Source organism: Arthrobacter sp. 01T428, assembly GCF_056398685.1.
This window is the reverse complement of record NZ_JBFTPW010000005.1, coordinates 188,508-209,052: the sequence shown is the minus strand read 5'-3', so window position 1 is coordinate 209,052 and position 20,545 is coordinate 188,508. Positions and strand designations below refer to the sequence as shown.

The 20,545-nt window shown below is 66.3% G+C and carries 17 protein-coding genes; 2 read left to right on the top strand and 15 right to left on the bottom strand.

All coding sequences use genetic code 11. The annotated features are described in order from the left end of the window. From AC1DJB_RS08660 to AC1DJB_RS08645, 4 genes are all read right to left on the bottom strand, one after another. Positions 1-2,078 (bottom strand): fibronectin type III domain-containing protein (locus AC1DJB_RS08660; RefSeq protein ID WP_476910136.1); only part of this gene is annotated, 2,078 nt, incomplete at its 3' end. Between the two features lie 230 nt (positions 2,079-2,308). Continuing rightward, the gene (locus AC1DJB_RS08655) at positions 2,309-3,691 is read right to left on the bottom strand and encodes an NAD(P)(+) transhydrogenase (Re/Si-specific) subunit beta (RefSeq protein WP_441438414.1); all 1,383 of its coding nucleotides are present in this window, start codon (positions 3,689-3,691) and stop codon (positions 2,309-2,311) included. Further along, the gene (locus AC1DJB_RS08650) at positions 3,688-4,029 is read right to left on the bottom strand and encodes an NAD(P) transhydrogenase subunit alpha part 2 (protein WP_307054948.1); all 342 of its coding nucleotides are present in this window, start codon (positions 4,027-4,029) and stop codon (positions 3,688-3,690) included. The genes AC1DJB_RS08655 and AC1DJB_RS08650 overlap by 4 nt, the downstream gene beginning before the upstream one ends. Continuing rightward, on the bottom strand, positions 4,029-5,219 hold the full coding sequence (locus tag AC1DJB_RS08645; RefSeq protein ID WP_441433830.1) for a Re/Si-specific NAD(P)(+) transhydrogenase subunit alpha: 1,191 nt from the start codon (positions 5,217-5,219) through the stop codon (positions 4,029-4,031). The genes AC1DJB_RS08650 and AC1DJB_RS08645 overlap by 1 nt, the downstream gene beginning before the upstream one ends. A 228-nt stretch (positions 5,220-5,447) precedes the next feature. Between AC1DJB_RS08645 and AC1DJB_RS08640 the strand changes: the two genes are divergently transcribed. Continuing rightward, complete coding sequence (locus tag AC1DJB_RS08640) at positions 5,448-6,059, top strand: NADPH-dependent FMN reductase (protein ID WP_284988494.1); 612 nt, start codon at positions 5,448-5,450, stop codon at positions 6,057-6,059. A gap of 146 nt (positions 6,060-6,205) precedes the next feature. Then, positions 6,206-9,877, top strand: a complete 3,672-nt coding sequence (locus AC1DJB_RS08635) for an RCC1 domain-containing protein (RefSeq protein ID WP_476910135.1) — start codon at positions 6,206-6,208, stop codon at positions 9,875-9,877. A gap of 23 nt (positions 9,878-9,900) precedes the next feature. Here AC1DJB_RS08635 and AC1DJB_RS08630 read toward each other — a convergent pair whose 3' ends face one another. The 11 genes from AC1DJB_RS08630 to AC1DJB_RS08580 all read right to left on the bottom strand — a co-directional run bounded on the left by AC1DJB_RS08630 (position 9,901) and on the right by AC1DJB_RS08580 (position 20,502). Then, positions 9,901-10,722, bottom strand: a complete 822-nt coding sequence (locus AC1DJB_RS08630) for an IclR family transcriptional regulator domain-containing protein (RefSeq protein ID WP_441433828.1) — start codon at positions 10,720-10,722, stop codon at positions 9,901-9,903. Between the two features lie 86 nt (positions 10,723-10,808). Continuing rightward, positions 10,809-11,480 (bottom strand): 3-oxoacid CoA-transferase subunit B, encoded by a 672-nt coding sequence (locus AC1DJB_RS08625; protein ID WP_059388801.1) that lies wholly within the window; start codon positions 11,478-11,480, stop codon positions 10,809-10,811. Between the two features lies 1 nt (position 11,481). Beyond that, entirely contained in the window at positions 11,482-12,141 is a 660-nt protein-coding gene (locus AC1DJB_RS08620; RefSeq protein ID WP_441433827.1) for a 3-oxoacid CoA-transferase subunit A, read from the bottom strand. A 5-nt stretch (positions 12,142-12,146) separates the two neighbouring features. Then, positions 12,147-13,370, bottom strand: coding sequence for a thiolase family protein (locus tag AC1DJB_RS08615; RefSeq protein WP_441433826.1), 1,224 nt, complete (start codon positions 13,368-13,370; stop codon positions 12,147-12,149). A gap of 72 nt (positions 13,371-13,442) precedes the next feature. Further along, positions 13,443-13,916: a 4-carboxymuconolactone decarboxylase gene (gene pcaC / locus AC1DJB_RS08610; protein WP_059388802.1), complete on the bottom strand. Its 474-nt coding sequence runs from the start codon at positions 13,914-13,916 to the stop codon at positions 13,443-13,445. Next, positions 13,913-14,728 (bottom strand): alpha/beta fold hydrolase, encoded by an 816-nt coding sequence (locus AC1DJB_RS08605; protein ID WP_306964642.1) that lies wholly within the window; start codon positions 14,726-14,728, stop codon positions 13,913-13,915. The genes pcaC and AC1DJB_RS08605 overlap by 4 nt, the downstream gene beginning before the upstream one ends. Beyond that, the gene (locus AC1DJB_RS08600) at positions 14,721-16,166 is read right to left on the bottom strand and encodes a lyase family protein (protein WP_441433825.1); all 1,446 of its coding nucleotides are present in this window, start codon (positions 16,164-16,166) and stop codon (positions 14,721-14,723) included. Before AC1DJB_RS08600 ends, AC1DJB_RS08605 begins: the two co-directional genes overlap by 8 nt. After that, entirely contained in the window at positions 16,163-16,729 is a 567-nt protein-coding gene (gene pcaG / locus AC1DJB_RS08595; RefSeq protein ID WP_306964646.1) for a protocatechuate 3,4-dioxygenase subunit alpha, read from the bottom strand. The genes AC1DJB_RS08600 and pcaG overlap by 4 nt, the downstream gene beginning before the upstream one ends. A 3-nt stretch (positions 16,730-16,732) precedes the next feature. Then, positions 16,733-17,605, bottom strand: coding sequence for a protocatechuate 3,4-dioxygenase subunit beta (pcaH, locus tag AC1DJB_RS08590; protein WP_441433832.1), 873 nt, complete (start codon positions 17,603-17,605; stop codon positions 16,733-16,735). A gap of 42 nt (positions 17,606-17,647) precedes the next feature. Further along, positions 17,648-19,579, bottom strand: coding sequence for a bifunctional sugar phosphate isomerase/epimerase/4-hydroxyphenylpyruvate dioxygenase family protein (locus AC1DJB_RS08585; protein ID WP_441433824.1), 1,932 nt, complete (start codon positions 19,577-19,579; stop codon positions 17,648-17,650). Then, positions 19,579-20,502, bottom strand: coding sequence for a shikimate dehydrogenase (locus AC1DJB_RS08580; protein ID WP_441433823.1), 924 nt, complete (start codon positions 20,500-20,502; stop codon positions 19,579-19,581). Before AC1DJB_RS08580 ends, AC1DJB_RS08585 begins: the two co-directional genes overlap by 1 nt. Positions 20,503-20,545: the final 43 nt, after the last annotated feature.

The window sequence follows — 20,545 nt, the reverse complement described above, 5'->3', positions numbered from 1 at the left end:
TGGGCCAGGGTGCTGTCGCCGAGCGGTTCGGTGCCGGAGGCCAGGCCCAGGAGCGCGGAGCCGGTGCCGGTGTGCGCGGTGGTGGAGGCCACGGGTGCCCTGACGCCGCCGGTGGTCCAGGACGTGAGCCCGGATTCGAACCCGCCGTTGGTGACCCCGGGAACCGGGGCCGTCGGGGTCACGGGAGCCGAGGCCGCCGACGGCGCGGAGGTGCCGACGGCGTTCGTCGCCGTGACCGTGAAGGTGTACGCCGTGCCGTTGCTCAGTCCGGTGACGGTCGCCGTCGTCGCGGGCGGATTCCCGGTCACCGTCACCGGAGCCAAAGCCGTGCCGCCGGTGGAAGGCGTCACCGCATAGGAGGTGATCGGGGAGCCGCCGTTGCCCGGCGCCGTCCACGACACCACCGCGGACGCGTTCCCCGCCGTCGCGCTCACGCCGGTGGGCGTCCCCGGAACCGTTGGGGCCGTCGGTGTCACGGGAGCCGACGCGGCCGAGGCCGGGGACGTGCCGATGGCGTTCGTGGCGGTGACCGTGAAAGTGTACGCCGTGCCGTTGGTCAGCCCGGTGACGGTCGCCGTCGTCGAGGGCGGGTTACCGGTCACCGTCACCGGAGCCAAAGCCGTGCCACCGGACGAAGGAGTCACCGCATACGAAGTGATGGGGGAGCCGCCGTTGGCCGGCGCCGTCCAGGACACGGACGCCGAGGCGTTGCCCGCCGTCGCGGCCACCCCCGTGGGAGCAGCCGGCGCCGTCGCCGCGGCCTGGGTGATGTCGATCATCGAATAGTCGTCCGTGGTGATCGAACCGTTGGATTGGATGTTCAGTCCGTAGCTGATTCCCGAGGCACCTGCCGGGAGCGCCGGTGTGGTCCACGTGATTTGCGTCCAATTACTGCTCGCGTTGAACAACGGGCTCGCCGTCCAATAGGTCCAGTACCCCGTTCCGGTGCGGTAGTAGACCTCGAATTGGGTGATGACATTGGATTTATACCAAGCGCTGAGCTGATAGATATGGCCCGGAGTGCCCGTGGGAGAGCAGCCGCCAAGATCCAGGGCTGGCAGGAGTTTCGCGTCACCGCTGACGTAGCCGCTCATAGTCAGTCGTTCTGCGTTATTGCCCGTGTGGCCAGGCGAGACCACTGAAAAGCTGGGGGTGTTGGTGCCGTATCCACCAGCAGCCCAGCACAGCGGAATCCCGCTGGTCAGTGTCTCGAGGCTCGGGTTCTGGATCATGTTGGTCCCCTGGGGAGGCGGGGGCGGCACCGGCGGGCCGGAGACGAGGGGCTGGACCGCGCCACCGATTACCTGGTCAACCGTCTTCACGGCGATGCTGCCCGCTGCCTGTTGTTGCGCTAGCCAGGAAGCGAATTGGTTGAACAGGCTGGGGCTGATGGTAAGGGTGGGATCGGTCCCCACGGCGATGTGGTGGAACGTCAATTGAACCCAGCCACCGCCGGCAGCCTGTGCCCTGGTCACGGAGTTTTCAAGGTTGGACAGCGTCCATGTGCTGTCCACTTCCTCCGGTGCCGCGGTGTCATAGGGGTTGGCGGGCGGAATGGTTTCGGCAGCCGGTAGCCCGGGATCGTCCTTGCTGTAAAGGTCCCCGAGCCCGCGTGCACTGTTGAACCCGCAATTCTTCACGATGGTCTGCACGGCGGGGTCCAAGGAGGCGAAGGGGTAGGCGAAGCTGGTGACCTTGAAGCCCATGTTTGCCAGGGCCACCCTGCCGTTGCACACCTGGCGCGTCACTTCATCCGAGGTCAAGGTGACCAGGTCGGGGTGGGTGACCGTGTGCCCGGCAATCTCATTTCCGTCGGCGAAAAGCTGCTGCAGGTTCGCCGAGGTGAAATAGCTCGGCTGATCGACCCATCCGGAGGGGACGAAATAGGTGCCGTGGAGTCCGAGGTTCTTCAGCGTGGCTGCGGCGGTCAGTTGGTCGGCGTTGCCGTCATCGAAGGTCAGCGTGATGACGGTGTTTGCAACCGCATGAGCCGGCAAAGCAAAGCCACTGAGGAGTGCCAGGACCATTGCCGCGCACGCTCCAACGGAGGCCCAACGGACGCCGATGCGCCGCGTCACCGCCTGCTCCTGAATCGAGAGTCCAGCCACTCCGCTCACCGTCCATTCGAAGCCCGGGCAACCGTCAAGGGCGGGAGCGTTCCCACCCTAGGTCTTCGGCCGATGATAGGGCCTTGGATTCTTCCGCGTCTTGAGTGGGCTCACCCGGCTGGGCGGCAGCTTCGCCTAGCGATCCTGAGTGTGCTCACCCGATTGGGCAGCAGAAAGGCCGGCGGGCACCCCAGGTTTGATTAACTAAGCTTGAGCGCCTTGACCGCACTCAACACTTTGGTGAGGGATTCCTTCGCGTCGCCAAACAGCAGTGTGGTCTGCGGTTCGTACATGAGTTCGTTCTCGATTCCCGCGAATCCCGGCCGCATGGAGCGCTTCAGGAAAACTACTTGTCGCGCGTCGGCCACTTCAAGGATGGGCATGCCGTAGATCGGCGAACCCGCGGTGGTTTTCGCGGCCGGATTGACGACGTCGTTCGCGCCGACCACCAGCGCGACGTCGGCTGTCCGGAATTCCGAGTTGATCTCGCCCATTTCCTTGAGGGACTCATAGGGCACATTGGCTTCGGCAAGCAGGACGTTCATGTGCCCGGGCATGCGGCCGGCCACCGGATGGATGGCGAAATCCACGTCGATGCCCCGCGCCTCCAACGCAAGGGCCAGCTCGGCCGCCGTGTGCTGCCCTTGTGCTACCGCGAGCCCGTAGCCGGGAACAATAATGACCCGTTGCGCATAGCCAAGGAGCACGGCCACGTCTTCGGGGCTGGAGGAGCGGACGGGGCGGTCGCTCACCGCCGTCGACCCCGCCGTCGAGCCTCCTTTGAACGCGCCAAAAGGGATGCCGGCAACACTGCGGCCCATGGCCGCGGCCATGGCCCTGGTAAGGATGGTGCCAGAGGCACCCACCAACGTGCCGGCCACCACCAAAAGCACATTGCCAAGCACCAGGCCCGAGGCTGCCACGGCCAGGCCGGTGAAGGCATTCAGCAGCGAGATGACGATCGGCACGTCCGCGCCGCCTACAGGGAGCACCAGCAACACGCCCGCCGCCAGACCGAGCACCAAAAGCAGGAATGCGAGCGCGATGGAACCGCTAAAAACGACGGCGACGGCGGCACCCACCGCCGCTAGCAGCACCGCCCCCATGAGGGTCGGCAGACCGGGGAACACCACGGGGCGGGTGGTCATGAGCTCCTGGAGTTTGGAGAACGTGATGGCGGAACCCGCGAAGGACACCGCGCCCACCAGCAGCGTGAAGACGATCGCCACGCGCACCCAGTGGTCCTCCGTGTGCGCTAGTTCCAAGAGTGCAACGAGCGCTGCGGCACCACCGCCCACGCCATTGAAAAGCGCGACGAGCTGCGGCATCTGGGTCATCTTGACCTGGCGCGCGACCGGCGCGGCAACGCCCGAACCGATCACCATGGCGCCCAGGATCCAGGGAACGTTGTCCATCTTGACCGAGAGGAAGACCGTGGCGACGGCGAGCGCCGCACCGAATGCGCCCACCAGGTTGCCTCGCCGGGCGGTTCGTGGCGAATTGAGTCCCTTGAGCGCGAGGATGAAACAGACTGCGGCCGCGAGGTAGAGGAGCGAAGTCCACACCGGATCGATGAGGGTCATCGCGTGCGCTCCTTGGACGCAGCGTCCATGGACTCCGGCTTCCCGCCGGGCGGCGCAACGCGTTTACGGCCGCGGAACATCTCCAGCATGCGGTCGGTCACCACGAATCCGCCTACCAAGTTGGCGGTGGCGAGGACGACGGCGAGCAATGCCACCGCGAGGACCCATGGGTCCGAGGCCTGCCCTGCGACGATGATCGCGCCCACCAGGATGATTCCGTGGATGGCGTTGGCCCCTGACATCAAGGGCGTGTGCAACGTGCTTGAGACCTTGGAGACCACTTCGAAGCCCACGAACACCGCCAAGACGGTGATGGTGAGCAGGGCGATGCCGTCCATCAGGAGACCCCCTCGTTGGCTGAGCTGACGGTTTCCGCCGTTTCGGCGGCGAGCGCAGCGAGCGCCTCGGCCGTCGGACCGTGCCGCACCTCGCCGTCGTGCGTCAGGCACGCACCCGCCACCACCTCATCGCCGAAGTCCGGGACAACGGCTCCATCACACGTCATGAGAGCCAGCAGGTTCGCGACGTTCTTCGCGTAGAGGCGCGACGCGTCAGCGGGCATGGCGGAGGCGGCATCCTTCATCCCCACCAGGGTGACCGTGCCTTGGCCGTCCGCCGTCGGGATTTGAAGATCCAGCCCCGGTACCGAGCCCTCCACGTTGCCGCCGGACTCTGCGGCGAGGTCGACGACCACCGAGCCCGGGCGCATGTGCTGGACCATTTCGCGGCTCACGAGGAGAGGGGCCCGCCGTCCGGGGACCGCCGCCGTCGTGATGAGCACATCCGCCTGGGCCACGTGCGGGGCGAGCAGCTCACGCTGCAGGGCACCGCGGTCGGCGCTGAGTTCGCGCGCGTAGCCGCCGGACGATTCGGCCGTCTCCACGTCGAGTTTGATGAAGGTGCCGCCCATGGATGCGACCTCGTCCGCCGAGGCGGGCCGGATGTCGTTGGCGGAGACGCGTGCGCCCAGCCTTTTCGCGGTGCCGATGGCCTGCAAGCCTGCCACGCCCGCTCCCAGCACCAGCACACGGGCCGGGGGAATGGTTCCGGCGGCCGTCATGTAGAGCGGAAAGAAGCGCGGGAGCCGCATGGCCGCCTCGAGCACGCAGCGGTACCCGGCCACCAGGGCCTGGGAGGTGAGCGCATCCATGGATTGTGCCCGGGAAATGCGCGGCACCAGCTCAAGCGCGAAGGATGTCACGCCCGCTTCGGCGAGCGCGCGGACGGTGGGAAGTTCCGACGACGGCGAGGCCAGGCCAACGGTGACGGCGCCCCGTCGCAGCGCGGCCGCCGTCGTTGGTTCGAGTGGGCGGACGTGAGCGTAGACGTCCAGTCGGGCCAGGTCCAAGTCGGGGACGATGAGCGCGCCTGCTTGGCGGTAGTCCTCGTCGCTGTGGCCCGCAGCGCCTCCGGCTCCGCTTTCGACGACGACGTCCAGTCCCAGTCCGGCCAACTGCGTGACCGTCTCCGGCGTCGCAGCCACACGACGTTCACCATCGAGCCGTTCCCGCGCTATGCCAAGTTTCACCCGCGCTCCCTTTCCGAAACCCCAACGTCCTTCTGAACAGCATTGTCCCGCGCCGTTGTTGGCTTGAGTCTAGGACGCGGAAGGCCCGGGCGGGAGTAGGTGTGGCGGCGGCGTCCGGCCATTCCCATCTTCGGGCTGCTCTAATAAGCTCGCTGTGGGCTGGGAGACTCCAGTTACCGCACCGTCGATGAGCCGGTTCCGGCCGCGCCGTCGGGAAGGAACACAGTCATGGCAACGTACAAGATCGGATACTTCGTCGGCAGCCTTTCAAGCCGCTCCATCAACCGGGTCCTGTCCAAGGCGCTCATCAGTGTAGCGCCGGAAGAGCTCGAATTCACCGAGATTCCCATCAAGGACCTGCCCTTGTACAGCCCGGACTACGACGCCGACTACCCGCCTGCCGGCCGGGCCCTCAAGGACGCGATCGCGGCGTCGGACGGCATCCTGTTCGTTTCCCCCGAGTACAACCGCTCCGTCCCCGGCGCCTTGAAGAACGCCATCGACTGGGGATCGCGGCCGTGGGGAACCAACTCCTTCGCGCGCAAGCCAACAGGAATCATCGGCACATCACCCGGAAGCATCGGGACGGCCGTGATGCAGGCATCCATGCGTAGCGTCCTGAGCTTCCTCGACGCACCTCAGCTGAATGCTCCCGAGGCCTACATCAAGTTCAATCCGGCGGCCTACAACGAGGACGGATCGGTCAGGGACGAAGGCACGGCATCCATCCTGCGCCACTACATGGAGGAGTACAGCGCGTTCGTCGAGCGCGTCCTGGCCGCCAACGCTCCCGGGCACATCGGCGACGAACACCCGGACGGCGCCAAGCTGACGCGGTGATGCGGTGGGCGCAGCTTCGCCCGCGCCGCGAGCCCACGCGCTACAACGCGCCGTGGCAACCACGCCCGGATCTACCCATGTGGTAATTTTCGCGAGGATCAATACCGGCTTGCCCGTCATCGGGAGCCCAGTCCTTCGGAGATTTCATGGGGTCTTTGCGTGCGTGGCTGAGGCGTGGTGCCACTGGCGTTGCTGGCGCAATGGGCGTCCTGCTGATCTTGTCCGGCCTTGCGGCGCCCGGCGCCTGGGCTGCCGGCACGGGCGGTTCCACGAGCGCGCCGGTCGCCGTCGTGGGAACTTCGGCGAGGCCGACGGCGGCCGGAGCCTTCATTCCGATCTCACCCGCCAGGCTCCTGGACACCCGTACCAGCACGCCTGTGGGCCCCGACGGGACCGTGTCCTTCCAGGTGGGCGGCATGAACGGAATTCCCGCTGCGGCCGCGGCGGTGGTCTTCAATCTCACCGTCACCGGCCCGCAATCGTTCGGATTCATCACGGCCTACGCTTCCGGTGCCGCACGGCCGAACTCCTCCAACGTGAACTTCGCTGCCGGCCAGACCGTACCGAACTCCGTGACAGTACCGGTCGGCGTCGACGGCAAAGTCACCCTTTTCAACCGCTCCTCCGGCAGCACCCAGCTGATTGCCGACGTGTCCGGGTACTACCTCCCCGGAACGCCGACCGTACCCGGCGCCTTCGTCCCGATAGCCCCTGCCAGGCTGCTGGACACCCGCGGGAGCACGCCTGCGGGCCCTGACGGAACGGTGTCTTTCCAAGTGGGAGGCGTGGGCGGGATTCCGGCTTCGGTCTCGGCGGTGAGTTTCAACCTCACCGTGGCGAATCCGACGTCGTTCGGGTTCATCACGGCCTACGCCTCCGGAACCACGCGGCCGAACTCTTCAAACATCAACTTCGCCACAGACCAAACGGTTCCGAACTCCGTAACGGTTCCAGTCGGCGTCGACGGCAAAGTCACCCTCTTCAACCGTTCCTCCGGCAGCACCCAGCTGATCGCCGACGTCGCCGGCTATTTCCTCTCAGGGACCCCGAGCGCTCCGGGCGCTTTCGTTCCCGTGAATCCCGCACGACTCCTGGATACACGGAGCAGCGCGCCGGCAGGTCCGGACGGGACGGTGTCCTTCCGCGTGGGCGGCGCGGGCGGGATTCCCGCCAACGTCGCGGCCGCGGTTTTCAACCTGACCGTCACCGGCCCGCAATCGTTCGGGTTCATCACCGCTTACGCTTCGGGGAGCATCCGGCCGAATGCGTCCAATGTGAACTTCGCGAGCGGCCAGACTATTCCGAGCTCCGTCACCGTCCCCGTGGGGGCCGACGGCAAGATCACCCTCTTCAACCGTTCCGACGGCGCCACGCAGCTGATCGCCGACGTCGCGGGCTACTACCTTCCCGGAGCGTCAAGCGGTTCAGCTGTCACCTGGGGTAACAACCAATCCAGCCAGCTGGGCAACGGGACCACCCCTTACCTCGCCAGCCCTGCCGCCGTTACCGGCCTCTCCGGAGTCAAGTCGATCGCCGGCGATGGTTCCACCAGTTACGCGCTGCTGGCCGACGGGACCGTACGCGCCTGGGGCAGCAACCAGTCCGGGCAGCTCGGCAACGGAACCACCAACGACAGCAGCATTCCCGTGCAAGTCCAGGGCCTCAGCGGAGTCACATCGATCACGATCAACGGTCGCACAGCGTACGCACTCCTCGGCGACGGGACCGTACGCGCTTGGGGCGAGAGTTCCACCGGACAACTCGGCAGCGGGATCACCTTCAGCAGCACCCCCATCCAGATCCAAGGCCTCACTGGCGTCACCGCGATCACGGCCACTTATTACAGCGCATATGCCCTGCTCAATGACGGAACCGTCCGTGCTTGGGGTTCCAACTTCGTGGGTCAACTCGGCAACGGCACCACAGGAATCGGAAGCAGCGCGCCGGCCCAGGTCACCGGCCTCACGGGGGTCGCCGCCGTCACCGCCAGCGACTTCAGCGCCTACGCACTGTTGTCCGACGGGACCGTCCGGGCATGGGGCGACAATTCGAGCGGGCAGCTTGGCAGCGGAACCTCCGCCAACAGCAGCAACAGACCGGTTCAGGTCCAAGGCCTCAGCGGCGTCACCTCCATCGTGGCCAGCAACTACAACGCGTACGCGCTACTGGCCGACCGGACCGTGCGTTCCTGGGGCGCGAACGGGAGCGGCCAGCTCGGAAACGGGACGACGTCGGAGAGCTACACCCCGGTCCGCGTCCAGGGGATCAGCAACGTCATGTCCATGGCAGCCGGCAAAGGCAGCGTATACGCCGTACTTGGCGACGGGACAGCACGGGCATGGGGCCTCAACCAGTCCGGGCAGCTCGGCACCGGGACCACCACCAACAGCACCACTGCCATCCAGGTAAGCGGCCTCACCACGGTCTTGTCCATCACTGCTGGCAAAGGGGACACCAACAACCCGGTGGCGTATGCCGTGCTGCGTGACGGGACGGTCCGTGCCTGGGGCGTCAACCCGACCGGACAACTCGGCAACGGCTCTACCGCTAACAGCAATGTTCCCACCCAAGTCACGGGTCTCACCGGTCTAGCGGGAACAGCATCGATCTCGGCGGCACGAGGGACCGCATTCGCCGTGCTTGCAGATGGAACCATCCGCGCATGGGGTGACAATTACAACCACCAACTCGGCGTTACCGGCACAACTTCGTTCAGCAATGTGCCCCTTGGCGTCACGGGACTGTCCGGGGTCGCCATGGGAGCCCAAGGTCCCAGCACCAAGTACGCCGCGCTGGTCAACGGAACAGCGTGGGCCTGGGGCGGAAACAGTTTTGGCCAGCTCGGAAACGGCACTACGAGCGATAGCAGCGTGCCCGTCCAAGTCAGCGGACTCTCCGGAGTCGTATCCATCACCGCCAGCGGAGGCACGGCCTACGCCCTGCTGGGCGATGGAACGGTGTGGGCGTGGGGAGACAATTCCTCCGGCCAGCTCGGCAATGCATCCACCAGCAACAGCAGCGTCCCCGTCCAGGTCCAGGGGGTCACCGGGGCCGGCTCCATCATAGCCAGCGGGGGCTCGGCCTACGCGGTTCTGACTGACGGGACGGTGCGCGCCTGGGGCAGCAACCAATCCGGGCAACTGGGCAACGGCACCAACGCCGACAGCAACACCCCGGTCCAAGTCACCGGCCTCACGGGCGTCTCCTCCATCACGGCCAGTTACGGCACGGCGTACGCAGTCCTGACTGACGGGACGGTCCGGGCCTGGGGCTACAACGGCTACGGCCAGCTGGGCAACGGCACCAACGCGAACGCCAACACCCCGGTCCAAGTCTCCGGTTTGGCAGGAGCCGTGTCCCTCGCAGCCAACGGCGGCACGGCTTACGCGGTGTTGGGGAACGGGACAGTCCGGGCTTGGGGGGCCGGTACGTATGGCGAGCTAGGCAATGGCACCGCCAGCAGCAGCGTGCCGGTCCAAGTTCCGGGTCTCACCGAGGTCGCGAGCGTCGCCGCGAGCGAAATCTCGGCGTACGCGGTCCTCAAGGATGGAACAGTCCGCGCATGGGGTGCCAACTGGTATGGCCAGCTGGGGAACGGCACCACCACTGACAGCCCCGCCCCGGTGCAGGTCCAGGGCCTCACCGGGGTGAGCTCGCTGGCATGCACCATGTACGACGCATTCGCTGTGCTCAGTGATGGAACGGTCCGCGCCTGGGGTGACAACGCGCAGGGTCAACTTGGCAACGGCGCCGCGAGCAGCAGCAACACACCCGTCCAGGTCCAAGGCCTCACGGGCGTGACGAGCTTGTGGCTCTAGACATTCGGCCCCGAGCGCCTCTGCTAGTGCTTGGCGGCAATATCCGCCGAAATCAGCCCGGCAGTGCGTAGGATTTCGTCGCGAACCGACTCGATATAGGCTCGCGGATCACGCTGCGCGGCGACGTTTTGGGCCTGGAGCGAGACGTTGACGGCGGCCACCACCTTGCCGGCAGCGTTGCGAACGGGCGCTGCCACGGACATAAGTCCGAGCTCCAGCTCTTGGTCCAAAACGCACCAATCCTGCCTGCGCACGCGGTCCAGCTCGGCCACCAGCTCTTCGCGGGACGTGATGGTCCGCGGCGTCAGGGCTTTGAACTCCACCGAGGACAGGTACTCGTCCAGTTTCTGCGGCGTCAGGCCAGCCAGAAGCACCCTACCCATGGACGTGGCGTAGGCGGGAAAGCGGGTGCCCACCGAGATCCCGACCGTCATGATCCGGCGCGTGGTCACGCGGGCCACGTAGAAGATGTCCGCGCCATCCAGTACCGCGGCCGACGTCGACTCCCCCAGTTTGAGGGAAAGTTCTTCAAGGTGCGGCTGTGCGAGCTGGGGCAGGGACAACGCCGACAGGTACGAATAGCCAAGCTGCAACACCATCGCCGTGAGGGCGAAGGTCTTGCCATCCGTGCGGACATAGCCCAGCTCAACCAGGGTATGCAGGAACCGTCGCGCCGTGGCACGCGTCAGGTTAGTGCGTGCCGCCACCTCACTGAGCGTCATGACGGGGTTGGCCGCGTCGAAAGCGCGGATCACGGACAATCCGCGTGCCAGCGATTGCACGTACTGGTCGCTGGCCTGGGGAGCACCCGCCTGCGGGGCTCCGGCTACTGCTGCGTCGGTCATGGTTACCAATCTTATTAGCGCGAACTGGCAGCACTTGCCCCGTGGATTGCTTCCAGAGGGCATCTGCTGCCAGCTCGCGCTGCCCTTTAGACGCCGACGACGGCGCCCGCCGCCTTCAGCGGGACCGGCACCAGGGCTTGGAGTTCTTCGAAGGTGCAGCCAAACGTCTCACGCACGGTCACGCCGTCGGGCCCTATCAGGAAGACTGCTTTGTCCGTGTACACGCGCGTCACGCAGCCCACGCCGGTGAGCGGGTAGCTGCAGTGCTCCACGAGTTTGGACACGCCCTCGCGGGTCAGGAGCGTCATCATGACGAACACGTCCTTCGCGCCGGTGGCCAGGTCCATCGCCCCGCCGACGGCCGGGATGGCGTCCGGTGCTCCAGTGTGCCAGTTGGCGAGGTCCCCCGTGGCGGATACCTGGAACGCGCCGAGCACGCAGATATCCAGATGCCCGCCGCGCATGATCGCGAAGGAATCGGCGTGGTGGAAATACGAGGCGCCGGGGAGCTCGGTGACGGGGATCTTGCCGGCGTTGATGAGGTCGCCATCGATCTCCTCGCCCTTGGCCTCAGGGCCCATCCCGAGCATCCCGTTCTCCGTATGGAGGGTGATGTTCTGCTCTTCGGTGAGGTAATTGGAGACGAGCGTGGGCTGGCCGATGCCGAGGTTCACGAACGAGCCGGGAGCGATGTCCCGCGCCACGAGCCGCGCGAGATCGTCGCGTCCCAAGGGTGTTGTTGACGTTTGGATGCTCATGTCAGGCCACCTTCACGATGCTGTTGACGTAGATTCCCGGGGTCACCACGTTCTCCGGGTCCAGGGCGCCGGTCGGGACGATCTCCGACACCTGGACGATGGTGTGTTTGGCCGCGGCGGCCATGATGGGGCCGAAATTCCGGGCGGTCTTGCGGTAGACGAGATTGCCCTTGCCGTCGGCCTTGAGGGCCTTGATGAGTGCGACGTCGGCGTGGATGGGCGTCTCGAACACTTGCCATTTGCCGTCGAGGAAGCGCGTGTGCTTGCCTTCCGCGAGCATGGTGCCGTAACCGGTGGGGGTGAAGAACCCGCCAATACCCGCGCCGGCGGCCCGGATGCGCTCGGCGAGGTTCCCTTGCGGGACGAGTTCCAGTTCGATTTCGCCGGCCTTGTACTTGGCGTCGAAGTGCCAGGAATCCGACTGGCGCGGGAAGGAGCAGATCATCTTCCGGACCCGACCTTCCTTGATCAGCAGTGCAAGGCCTTGGTCGCCTTGGCCGGCGTTGTTGTTCACCACGGTGAGGTCGGTGGCGCCGGAATCGAGCAGCGCGTCGATGAGTTCGAACGGCTGGCCCGCATTGCCGAAGCCCCCGATCATGACGGTGGAGCCGTCCTTGATGCCGGCGATGGCCGCGCCGACGGTGTCAATGAATTTCAGCATTTCCTCTAGGCTCCTTTTCCGGCTACGCCGGAGGTGACGTTCTCCAGCACCACGGCCAGTCCTTGCCCGACCCCGATGCAGATGGCCGCGACACCCCATCGCTCACCAGAAGCCTGCAGGCTGCGGGCCAAGGTGCCGAGGATCCGGGTGCCGGAGGCGCCCAGCGGGTGGCCCATCGCAATCGCTCCGCCGTGCCGGTTCACGATGGACGGATCGATACCCCACGCATCGATGCAGGCCAGGGACTGCGCGGCAAAAGCTTCGTTAAGTTCGACGGCGCCCACCTGCTCCCAGCCGATTCCCGCCTTCGCGAGTGCCTTGTTGGCGGCCTCAACCGGGGCGTAGCCGAAGAACTGCGGATCGTTTCCGTGTGCTCCGCGGCCGGCGATGCGGGCCAGCGGCTCCAGCCCGAGCAGCCCGGCGGCGCTTTCGCTGCCGATCCACGCCGCGGACGCGCCGTCGGACAGCGGAGAAGCGTTGCCCGCCGTGACCGTTCCACCCTCCGGACCGCCGGCCTCGGGACGGAACACGGTCTTGAGCCCGGCCAGCTTCTCCGCCGTCGAACCGGCCCGGATGCCTTCGTCACGGACCAGCTCGGTGCCCGGAACCGGGGTCACCAGCTGGTCGTAGAAGCCCTCGTCCCACGCGGCGGCCGCGAGGTTGTGCGAGGCCGCCGCGAACTCGTCCTGGCGTTCCCGGGTGACTCCGTACTTCTCACGCAACCGCTCGGTCGCCTCGCCCAGGGAAATGGTCCATTCCTTCGGCATCGCCGGATTCACGAGGCGCCAGCCCAGGGTGGTGGAAGCCAGGGTCATGTCCCCGGCAGGGTACGGCTTGGACGTCTTGGGCAGCACCCAGGGTGCACGGGACATCGACTCGGCCCCGCCCACAAGCACCAGCTCGGCGTCGCCGGCGTTGATCTGGCGGGAGGCGATGATGGCGGCATCCAGGGAAGACCCGCACAAGCGGTTGACCGTGGTGCCCGGAATCGACGTCGGAAGCCCGGCCAACAGGGTGGCCATGCGGGCGACGTTCCGGTTCTCCTCGCCTGCGCCGTTGGCGTTCCCGAACACCACCTCGTCGATCCGCTCAACATCCAAAGCAGGGGCCCGATTGACGGCTTCGCGCACCACGTGGGCAGCTAGGTCGTCCGGGCGCACCCCGGCAAGGCCGGAGCCGAATTTTCCAAAAGGTGTGCGCACGGCGTCGTACACATACGCCTGGTTCATGGGGTCTCCTCTAAGTTTCTGTGATCCCAACCAACTCGCAGTTAATGTCGTTATGAGGGCTCAAAACGACATCTAATGCGAGTTAGTTGGGTGGGTGGGGGCTTCAGGGGCCGTGGGGGCTTCGGGGGTCGCGTCGAGCTCCGCGAAAACGCCTTGAGCGGTCTTGAATGCGGTGTTGGCGGAGGGGACTCCGCAGTAGATGGCGGTCTGCAGCAGGATTTCCTTGATCTCGTCCCTACTCAGCCCATTCGTGATGGCCGCGCGGATGTGCATGGCCAGTTCTTCCCAGTGCCCGTGCGCCACCATCGCGGTGATGGTGACGGCGGAGCGCATCTGCCGCGTCAGGCCGGGCCGGGTCCAGATGCCTCCCCAGGCGATGCGGGTGATCATGTCCTGGAAGTCTTCGGTGAATTCGTCCTTCTTGGCGTTGGCGCGGTCCACGTGCGCATCGCCGAGCACTTCGCGGCGGACCACCATGCCAGCGTCGTAGATTTCCTGCGAGCTAGCGTCGCGCTGAACGGCGCCTTGCGAAGAATCAGTGCTCATTTTCCGGCCTCCGTCATGAATGTCCGCATGAGGTCCGCGACGACGGCAGGCGCCTCGGCGGGCGCAAGGTGCCCGACGCCGTCGAGCGCAATAGCGATAGCGGTGCCGCCACCTGTGTTGAATCTGGTGTTGATGCCCGCGGCAATTTCTTCAGCGAACGACGGCGGCGCAACGGTGTCCTCGACGCCCGCCAGTGCCTGCGTGGGGACAGTGATGCTGCCGAGTTCCGCGCGGACGTCGAATCCGGCGAGGGCTTCACAGCAGAATGCGTAGCTGAAGCGGTCGGCGTCCCGCAGGGCATGCAGGAGTCGGCTGCTGACCACGGGCTGGCGATCCATGAAGCCGGGAGCGAACCAACGCTGCGCGGAACCCTGGATCATCACCGCGGTTCCTTGCGCACGAACGGTTTCGGCGCGTTCCAGCCATCCTTCGGGAGTGCCTAGCTTCGCTCCGCTGCACTGCACGGACAGGGACTTGAGCCGTTCTCCGTGCTTGATGCCGAGCTGCAGTCCGGTGGCACCGCCCAGGGAATCGCCGGCGTAGTGGAACACGGCACCGGGCGCGATCGAGTCCACCAAGTCAATCACCGCGTCCGCGAGTTCGGCGACGCTGAACGTTTCGGAGGCCGCGGGCGAGACGCCGTGGCCGGGCAGGTCCCAGCCGATGACGTCGAACTCGTTGCCGAGCAGGGCTGCCGTCTCGGTCCAGAGCACGGTGGACGTTCCGAGCGAGGGCCCCACCACCAGGAGCGGCTTCTCCCCCAGCGTGCGCTGCGGGGACAGCAGCACCGCCTTGACGATGGGCTTAGCCACGATCGGTTCCCTTCAGGTTGGTGTGTGTGAATTCCGGGTACGCGGCGAAGATGCGACGGCTGATCTCGGCAGCCTCACCGACGTAGTTCGCAGGGTCTAGAAGGGCCTGCAGTTCCTCATCGGACAGCTTGCTGGCCGGGACGGCTTCGCGGAGGAGCTTGGCGTAGATCCGGGCTTGCTCGGCTGCGGGTGCTTGCAGGGTCTCGTCGACGACGGCCTGCAGTTTGGCCTTCGCCTCGCCCCTGTCCGCGCCGAGGAGCGGAGCTACGGAGGATGCGACGGCTTCGCTGAGGAGTAACGGCCCGGAGATTTCCAGGTTGCGGCGCATTGCCTCTGGGAAGACGCGGAGGCCTTCGGCGAGCTCGCGCAGCTGGGTGGCTGCGCCGAGTGTGAGCCGAAGCAAGCCACGCAGGGCAGGCCATTCGCTGTGCCAGGCGCCGTCCGGGCGTTCGTCGTTGAAGTTCGCGGCTGCAAGGTGCAGCTGCGCAGCCAGCCCGGGCGCCTGGAGCGCCGCGCTGCGGATCAGCACGGACAACACGGGGTTCTGCTTTTGGGGCATGGCCGACGAGACTCCGCGGCCAGCGGCAAGGGGCTCACCGAGCTCGGCAACCTCGGGTCGGCTGAGGAACAGCAGGTCCGAGGCGATCTTGCCGAAGGAGTCCGTGAGGGAAGCCAAGGCGTCGCCGAGTCCAGTGACCGCCAGGCGGTTGGTGTGCCACGGCGCAGGAACGGGAGCGAGGTCCAGCCTTCCGGCCAAGGCATCCGCCAGCGCAAAGGGGCTCGACGACGAGCCTTCCGTGAGTATGGTGCCGGCGGCCAGGGTGCCGCCGGCACCGCCGAACTGCACGGGCAACTCCAGCGCTTCGAGGCGACGGGCCGCAGCTGCCACTCCGTGGAACCACTGCGCCGCCTTGAGCCCGAAGGTGAACGGAAGCGCGTGCTGCGTCAGGCTCCTGCCCACGCACAGCGTGTCCGCATGCTGCTCCGCAAGGGCGGCGAGCGCCGTCGTCGTACCTTTTACCTCGGCGAGAAGCGCTGAAAGGACGCGGTGCGCGAGCAGCATCAGGGCCGAATCCAGGACGTCTTGGCTGGTCAGGGAGGTGTGCACCGCGGCAAACGCGCCGATCGGCCCGCCGGGACGCCCAGCCTCGAGCTGCCTGACCCTCCCCCGGAGATCGGCCAGCAGCGGAATGACCGGATTGGCGCCACCTTGTGCGCGTTCGGCGATGGAAGCGGCGTCGTAGGCCCAGGATTCCGTGGCCTCGGTGACGACGGCGGCAGAACCGGCCGGCGCGAAGCCCGCCTCTTCGAGCACGGATGCCCAGGCGGCTTCGACGTCGAGGATGGCCGCGATCACCGCACGGTCACCTGTCAGCGCCACCACGGCGGGCGACGCCGAAACCGGGCTGAGCAGCCCGAAATCGCCGTCGCCACTCACTGGGAGGCGCCTTCGAAGTCGAGAAAAACAGTCTCGTTCCGGCCCTGCAGGCGCAGATCCCACGTGAGTCCGCCATCCGCGTCGCGACGCGCGATCAGGGTCTTGCGGCGCTCGGGATCGAGGGAGTTGAGCAGCGGGTCGGCAGCGAGGGCTTCCTCGTTTTCCGGCAAGTAGATGCGGGTGAACAGGCGGTTCATGAGGCCACGCGCAAAAACGGCGACGGAAATGAACGGAGCCGCGCCCGCTTCGGTGGGGCCGGGGTTGACCGTGGTGAACGTGAACACACCGGAGTTGCCCACCGCGGCGCGGCCCCAACCGGTGAAGGTGTAGCCGTCGCGGACCAGGGAGCCGGTGCGCTGGACTACGTTGCCTTCGGAGTCCGGCTGCCAGATCTCCAGGATGGCGTCCGGGATAGCTTCTCCGGCGCCGTCATACACGGTGCCTTGCAGGCGGATGCTTCCGGCGCTGCCCGGGGCGAGGAGCTCGTTGTCCTTATTAAAGGGGAGCGCGTAGCCGTAGAACGGGCCAACGGTCTGGCCTGGTGTGGGTGTCAGCTTGCTCATGTTCTACTCCTCGTCCCCGGCGTCGCCAAAGGCTTCGTTTTCGGTCCAGGTCCGCTTCGAACCGCTCAGGACGATGTCCCAGTTGTAGCCGAGGGCCCATTCGGGGCTCGTCAGCTCATGGTCGTACTTGGCGACGAGCCGGTCGCGGGCGTCCTGGTCCACGATCGATTGGTAGATGGGGTCCAGCGGGAACAACTGGTCGCCCGGGAAGTACATCTGGGTGACGATGCGCTGCGTGAAATCCGTGCCGAAGAGGGAGAAGTGGATGTGCGCCGGGCGCCAGGCGTTGAGGTGGTTCTTCCATGGGTAGGCGCCGGGCTTGATGGTGGTGAATCGGTATGAACCGTCCGGTCCGGTGATGCAGCGTCCGACGCCGGTGAAGTTCGGGTCGAGGGGGGCGGGGTGCTGGTCGCGCTTGTGGATGTAACGGCCGGCAGCGTTGGCCTGCCAGATCTCTACGAGTTGGCCGGCAACCGGGCGGCCGTCGCCGTCGAGCACTTTGCCCTGAACGATGATCCGCTCGCCCTGGGGTTCACCGTTGTGCTGGATGGTGAGGTCCGATTCCAACGCATGCACGTCCTGGTGCCCGAATGCCGGCGAGTACAGCTCGATAGTCTCCGGGTCCGCGTGGTGCAGGCTCTTGGTGGGGTGGCGCAGGATGCTGCTGCGGTACGGCGCGAAGTCCAGGCGGGGCTGGGTCTCCGGCGCGGCACCGTTCTTGAGCGCCTGGGCGTACACTTCGCCGATCGCTTTGATCTCGGCGCTGAGATCCGCTTGGGTTTCGGCTGCGGCGTCCAACGGCGCGTGCCCGGCATGCGGTTCGGCCGCCGGTACGAGCTCGTCGTCTTGGTAGTGCCCGGCATTTGCGTCTAGCAGCACGGCCGGCTCCTTTCGGGTGGTTTCTTTCGTTGCTTCTGGTTAGTGGTGGGCGTGAAGCGAGTCGTACTGGACGGCGTGCCGCACGGGGGCGTTGGGTGCGCCGTAGCCGTCGTAATTGCCGCGGCGTTCCACCATTTCGAAGAACACGCTGCCCACCGTGGCGGTGTAGAAGTGGAGGAATTCACCGTTGGCGTCCCTGTCGTAGAGAAGGTTCAATTCCTTGAGGGTGGCCAGGAAGGCAGGATCCAAGGCGAACCGCGCATCCAGGTCCTCGTAGTAGTTGGCCGGTATCCGGAGGAAGTCGAGTCCCCGTGCCTGCGCCGCCCGGGCCGTGGCCACGAGGTCATCCACCGCGAAGGCGATGTGTTCCTGGTAGCTCTTGCGGGCGCCGTTGCCCTTCTGGCCGGGCTCCTGCTGAAGCATCGGAGCCAGGTTCAGCACCAGGCGCACGGCACGGTCGGACGTAACCATGACCTGCGAGCGCACCAGGCCGCTGGGACTCGGCACTTCGGCGAACGGTTGAGGTTCCAGCGCGAGGGCACTCGTGTAGAAGAGGACGGCCTCGTCGAAATGCTGCCACGGCTGGGCCAAATTCACGTGGTCGATCGCCGCTTGCGCTCCCGCTGTAGGGTGCTTGAGGCCTTCGCCGAATTCATGGGTCTGCCCGAATTCGCTGGTCCATGCCGCCGTCCCGTCCGGGCTGCCCTGGCACAGGAAGATCTCGGTGGAGTCCGGGGCGGCGATGCCTTGGAACACTTCCTCGTCCGCCTGCACCTTGCGTGGCACCACGGGAGCCTTGAGCTGCTGGGCGCGGGCCGAGGCAATCACCGGAGAGTCGACGTCGAACCCCAACGCCGCAATGGCGGGTTCACTGTGCGACGGCGCTTGTTCGTTGATGATGACGCGGGCGTGGCCCATGGACCACAACTGCACGTCCTTGGTCCGGTGCCGGCCGTCGAATTCGAAGCCGAGTTGGCCCAGGAGAGTTTCGAGCTGTGCGGGCTCATCGGTTTTGACTTCTGCGAAGTTGAACCCGGCCGGTTCGGCGACCTTGGGCAGCGTGGCCAGTTCCATGGGATAACGACGGCGGCCGGCCGCGTTGGCGGGCGAGTCACCAGAGACGCCTTCCGCCGCAAGGGATGCCGCTTTCGCGTCGAGCCATTTGGCGCTTTGTTCCTCAAGCCAGATCAGCGAGCGCATCGCGTCGACGGCCGTGCGCTCCACATCGGACTGGCGGAAGACGTCGTTGAAGACCTCCAGCGAGACCGGGCCGGAATAGCCCGCGCGGGCCACGTGGCCCATGAACTTGGCCAGTTCAAATTGTCCTTCGCCCGGGAACACGCGGTAATGGCGGCTCCAGGACAGGACATCCATGGAGAGTTTCGGGGCGTCGGCCACCTGGACGAAGAAGATCTTCTCAGGCTTGATGGCCTCGATGGGTGCGGTGTCCCAGTCGCGGGAAAGGATGTGGAAGGAGTCGAGGCAGGTGCCCAGGTTGGGGTGGTCCACGGTGTCCACCAAGCGGTGCGCGTGCTCGTAGTCGTTGACATACTTGCCCCAGGCCAGGGCCTCGTACGCCACTTTGACGCCGTGGTTCCCGGCCAATTCCGCCAGCCGGGATAGCTGCTCGGCCCGGAGGCCGTCGTCGTCGATCGTGGCGGTTCCCACGTTGGTGCACACCAGGATGGTGTCCATTCCGAGGCGGGACATGAGCTTGAACTTGGCATCCGCCCGGCGCAGGTTTTCCTGCAAGATGTCTTCGGAGACACTGTCAAAGTCGCGGAACGGCTGGTAGAGGTCCAGTCCGAGTCCCAGGTCAGCGGCCATTTTCCGCACGTCCTCCGGGCTAAGCGGGGAGGTGACGAGGTCCTGCTCGAAGATCTCGATGCCATCGAAGCCCGCGATAGCGCAGGCCTGCATCTTTTCCTTGAGGGTGCCGGAGAGGCAGACGGTGGCGATTCCCGTGCGCATCAGTGCCCCGCCCCGGCGAGCGCCTTGTCGGCCTTGGACCCTTCGGCCCTGGATTCCTCGGCGCCCACCAGCTCCAGGAAATGCGCCCGCATCCGTTCTGGATCGGCATCGCGGCCGGTGAAGATGCGGAAAGCGTCGGCGGCCTGCCCCACGGCCATGCGACCGCCGTCGAGAACGCGGCAACCCTTGGCGCGGGCCTCGAGCACCAGCTGCGTTTCGATCGGTCGGTAGACGATGTCAGCTACCCAGTGGCGGGGTTCCACGAGGGACATGTCCAGCGGGAGGCCTGGATGGGCGGCCATGCCCACCGGGGTGCAGTGCACCAAACCGTCGGCCAGCGGCATGAGTTGCGGCAGTTCCGCCGTCGTGCGCGCCGTGACGTTGCTGCCCGGGAACAGCGCGGCAAGTTCCGCCGCCCGTTCCGCGCAGCGCGCCGGATCGACGTCCACAAGGTCCAGTGACTTGACCCCCGCGGAAAGGAGGGCGTATGCGACGGCGGAGCCCGCACCCCCGGCGCCGAGCTGGACGACTCGCTCCAGGCCGGCGTCGGGAAGGCCGCTGGCTAAAGCTGAGCCGAAGCCGGAGAAGTCCGTGTTGTGGCCGGTAAAGCGGCCGTCCTTGATCAGCACGGTGTTCACAGCGCCAAGCCGCCTTGCGTCCTCGGAAACCTCGTCCAGGAACGGCAGCACCAATTGCTTGCACGGATGCGTGATGTTGAGGCCGTTGTAGCCAAGCCGGGAAGCAGCGGTCAGCAAATCGCCGACGGCGGAGCCGGGCAGGGAGAGCTCCAGCAGGTCGATGGGCCGGTACAGGTAGCGCAGCCCCTGGACGTCGGCCTCCCTCTCATGCATGGGCGGCGTCAGTGAAGGCGATACGCCTTCACCGATCAGGCCCACCAGGAAGGATTCGGCTCGGTTGCTCATGCTCATTGCTCCTTTGACAACTGCACCCGCGGATTGGCCCTCC

Bases quoted from the DNA above. Each gene is read 5' to 3' on its own strand.
- AC1DJB_RS08655 (WP_441438414.1), bottom strand. From the start codon at position 3,691: ATGACCCTCATCGATCCGGTGTGGACTTCGCTCCTCTACCTCGCGGCC.
- AC1DJB_RS08650 (WP_307054948.1), bottom strand. From the start codon at position 4,029: ATGGACGGCATCGCCCTGCTCACCATCACCGTCTTGGCGGTGTTCGTG.
- AC1DJB_RS08585 (WP_441433824.1), bottom strand. From the start codon at position 19,579: ATGCGCACGGGAATCGCCACCGTCTGCCTCTCCGGCACCCTCAAGGAA.
- AC1DJB_RS08615 (WP_441433826.1), bottom strand. From the start codon at position 13,370: ATGAACCAGGCGTATGTGTACGACGCCGTGCGCACACCTTTTGGAAAA.
- AC1DJB_RS08625 (WP_059388801.1), bottom strand. From the start codon at position 11,480: ATGAGCATCCAAACGTCAACAACACCCTTGGGACGCGACGATCTCGCG.
- AC1DJB_RS08635 (WP_476910135.1), top strand. From the start codon at position 6,206: ATGGGGTCTTTGCGTGCGTGGCTGAGGCGTGGTGCCACTGGCGTTGCT.
- AC1DJB_RS08580 (WP_441433823.1), bottom strand. From the start codon at position 20,502: ATGAGCAACCGAGCCGAATCCTTCCTGGTGGGCCTGATCGGTGAAGGC.
- AC1DJB_RS08640 (WP_284988494.1), top strand. From the start codon at position 5,448: ATGGCAACGTACAAGATCGGATACTTCGTCGGCAGCCTTTCAAGCCGC.
- AC1DJB_RS08630 (WP_441433828.1), bottom strand. From the start codon at position 10,722: ATGACCGACGCAGCAGTAGCCGGAGCCCCGCAGGCGGGTGCTCCCCAG.
- pcaG (WP_306964646.1), bottom strand. From the start codon at position 16,729: ATGAGCAAGCTGACACCCACACCAGGCCAGACCGTTGGCCCGTTCTAC.
- AC1DJB_RS08620 (WP_441433827.1), bottom strand. From the start codon at position 12,141: ATGCTGAAATTCATTGACACCGTCGGCGCGGCCATCGCCGGCATCAAG.
- pcaC (WP_059388802.1), bottom strand. From the start codon at position 13,916: ATGAGCACTGATTCTTCGCAAGGCGCCGTTCAGCGCGACGCTAGCTCG.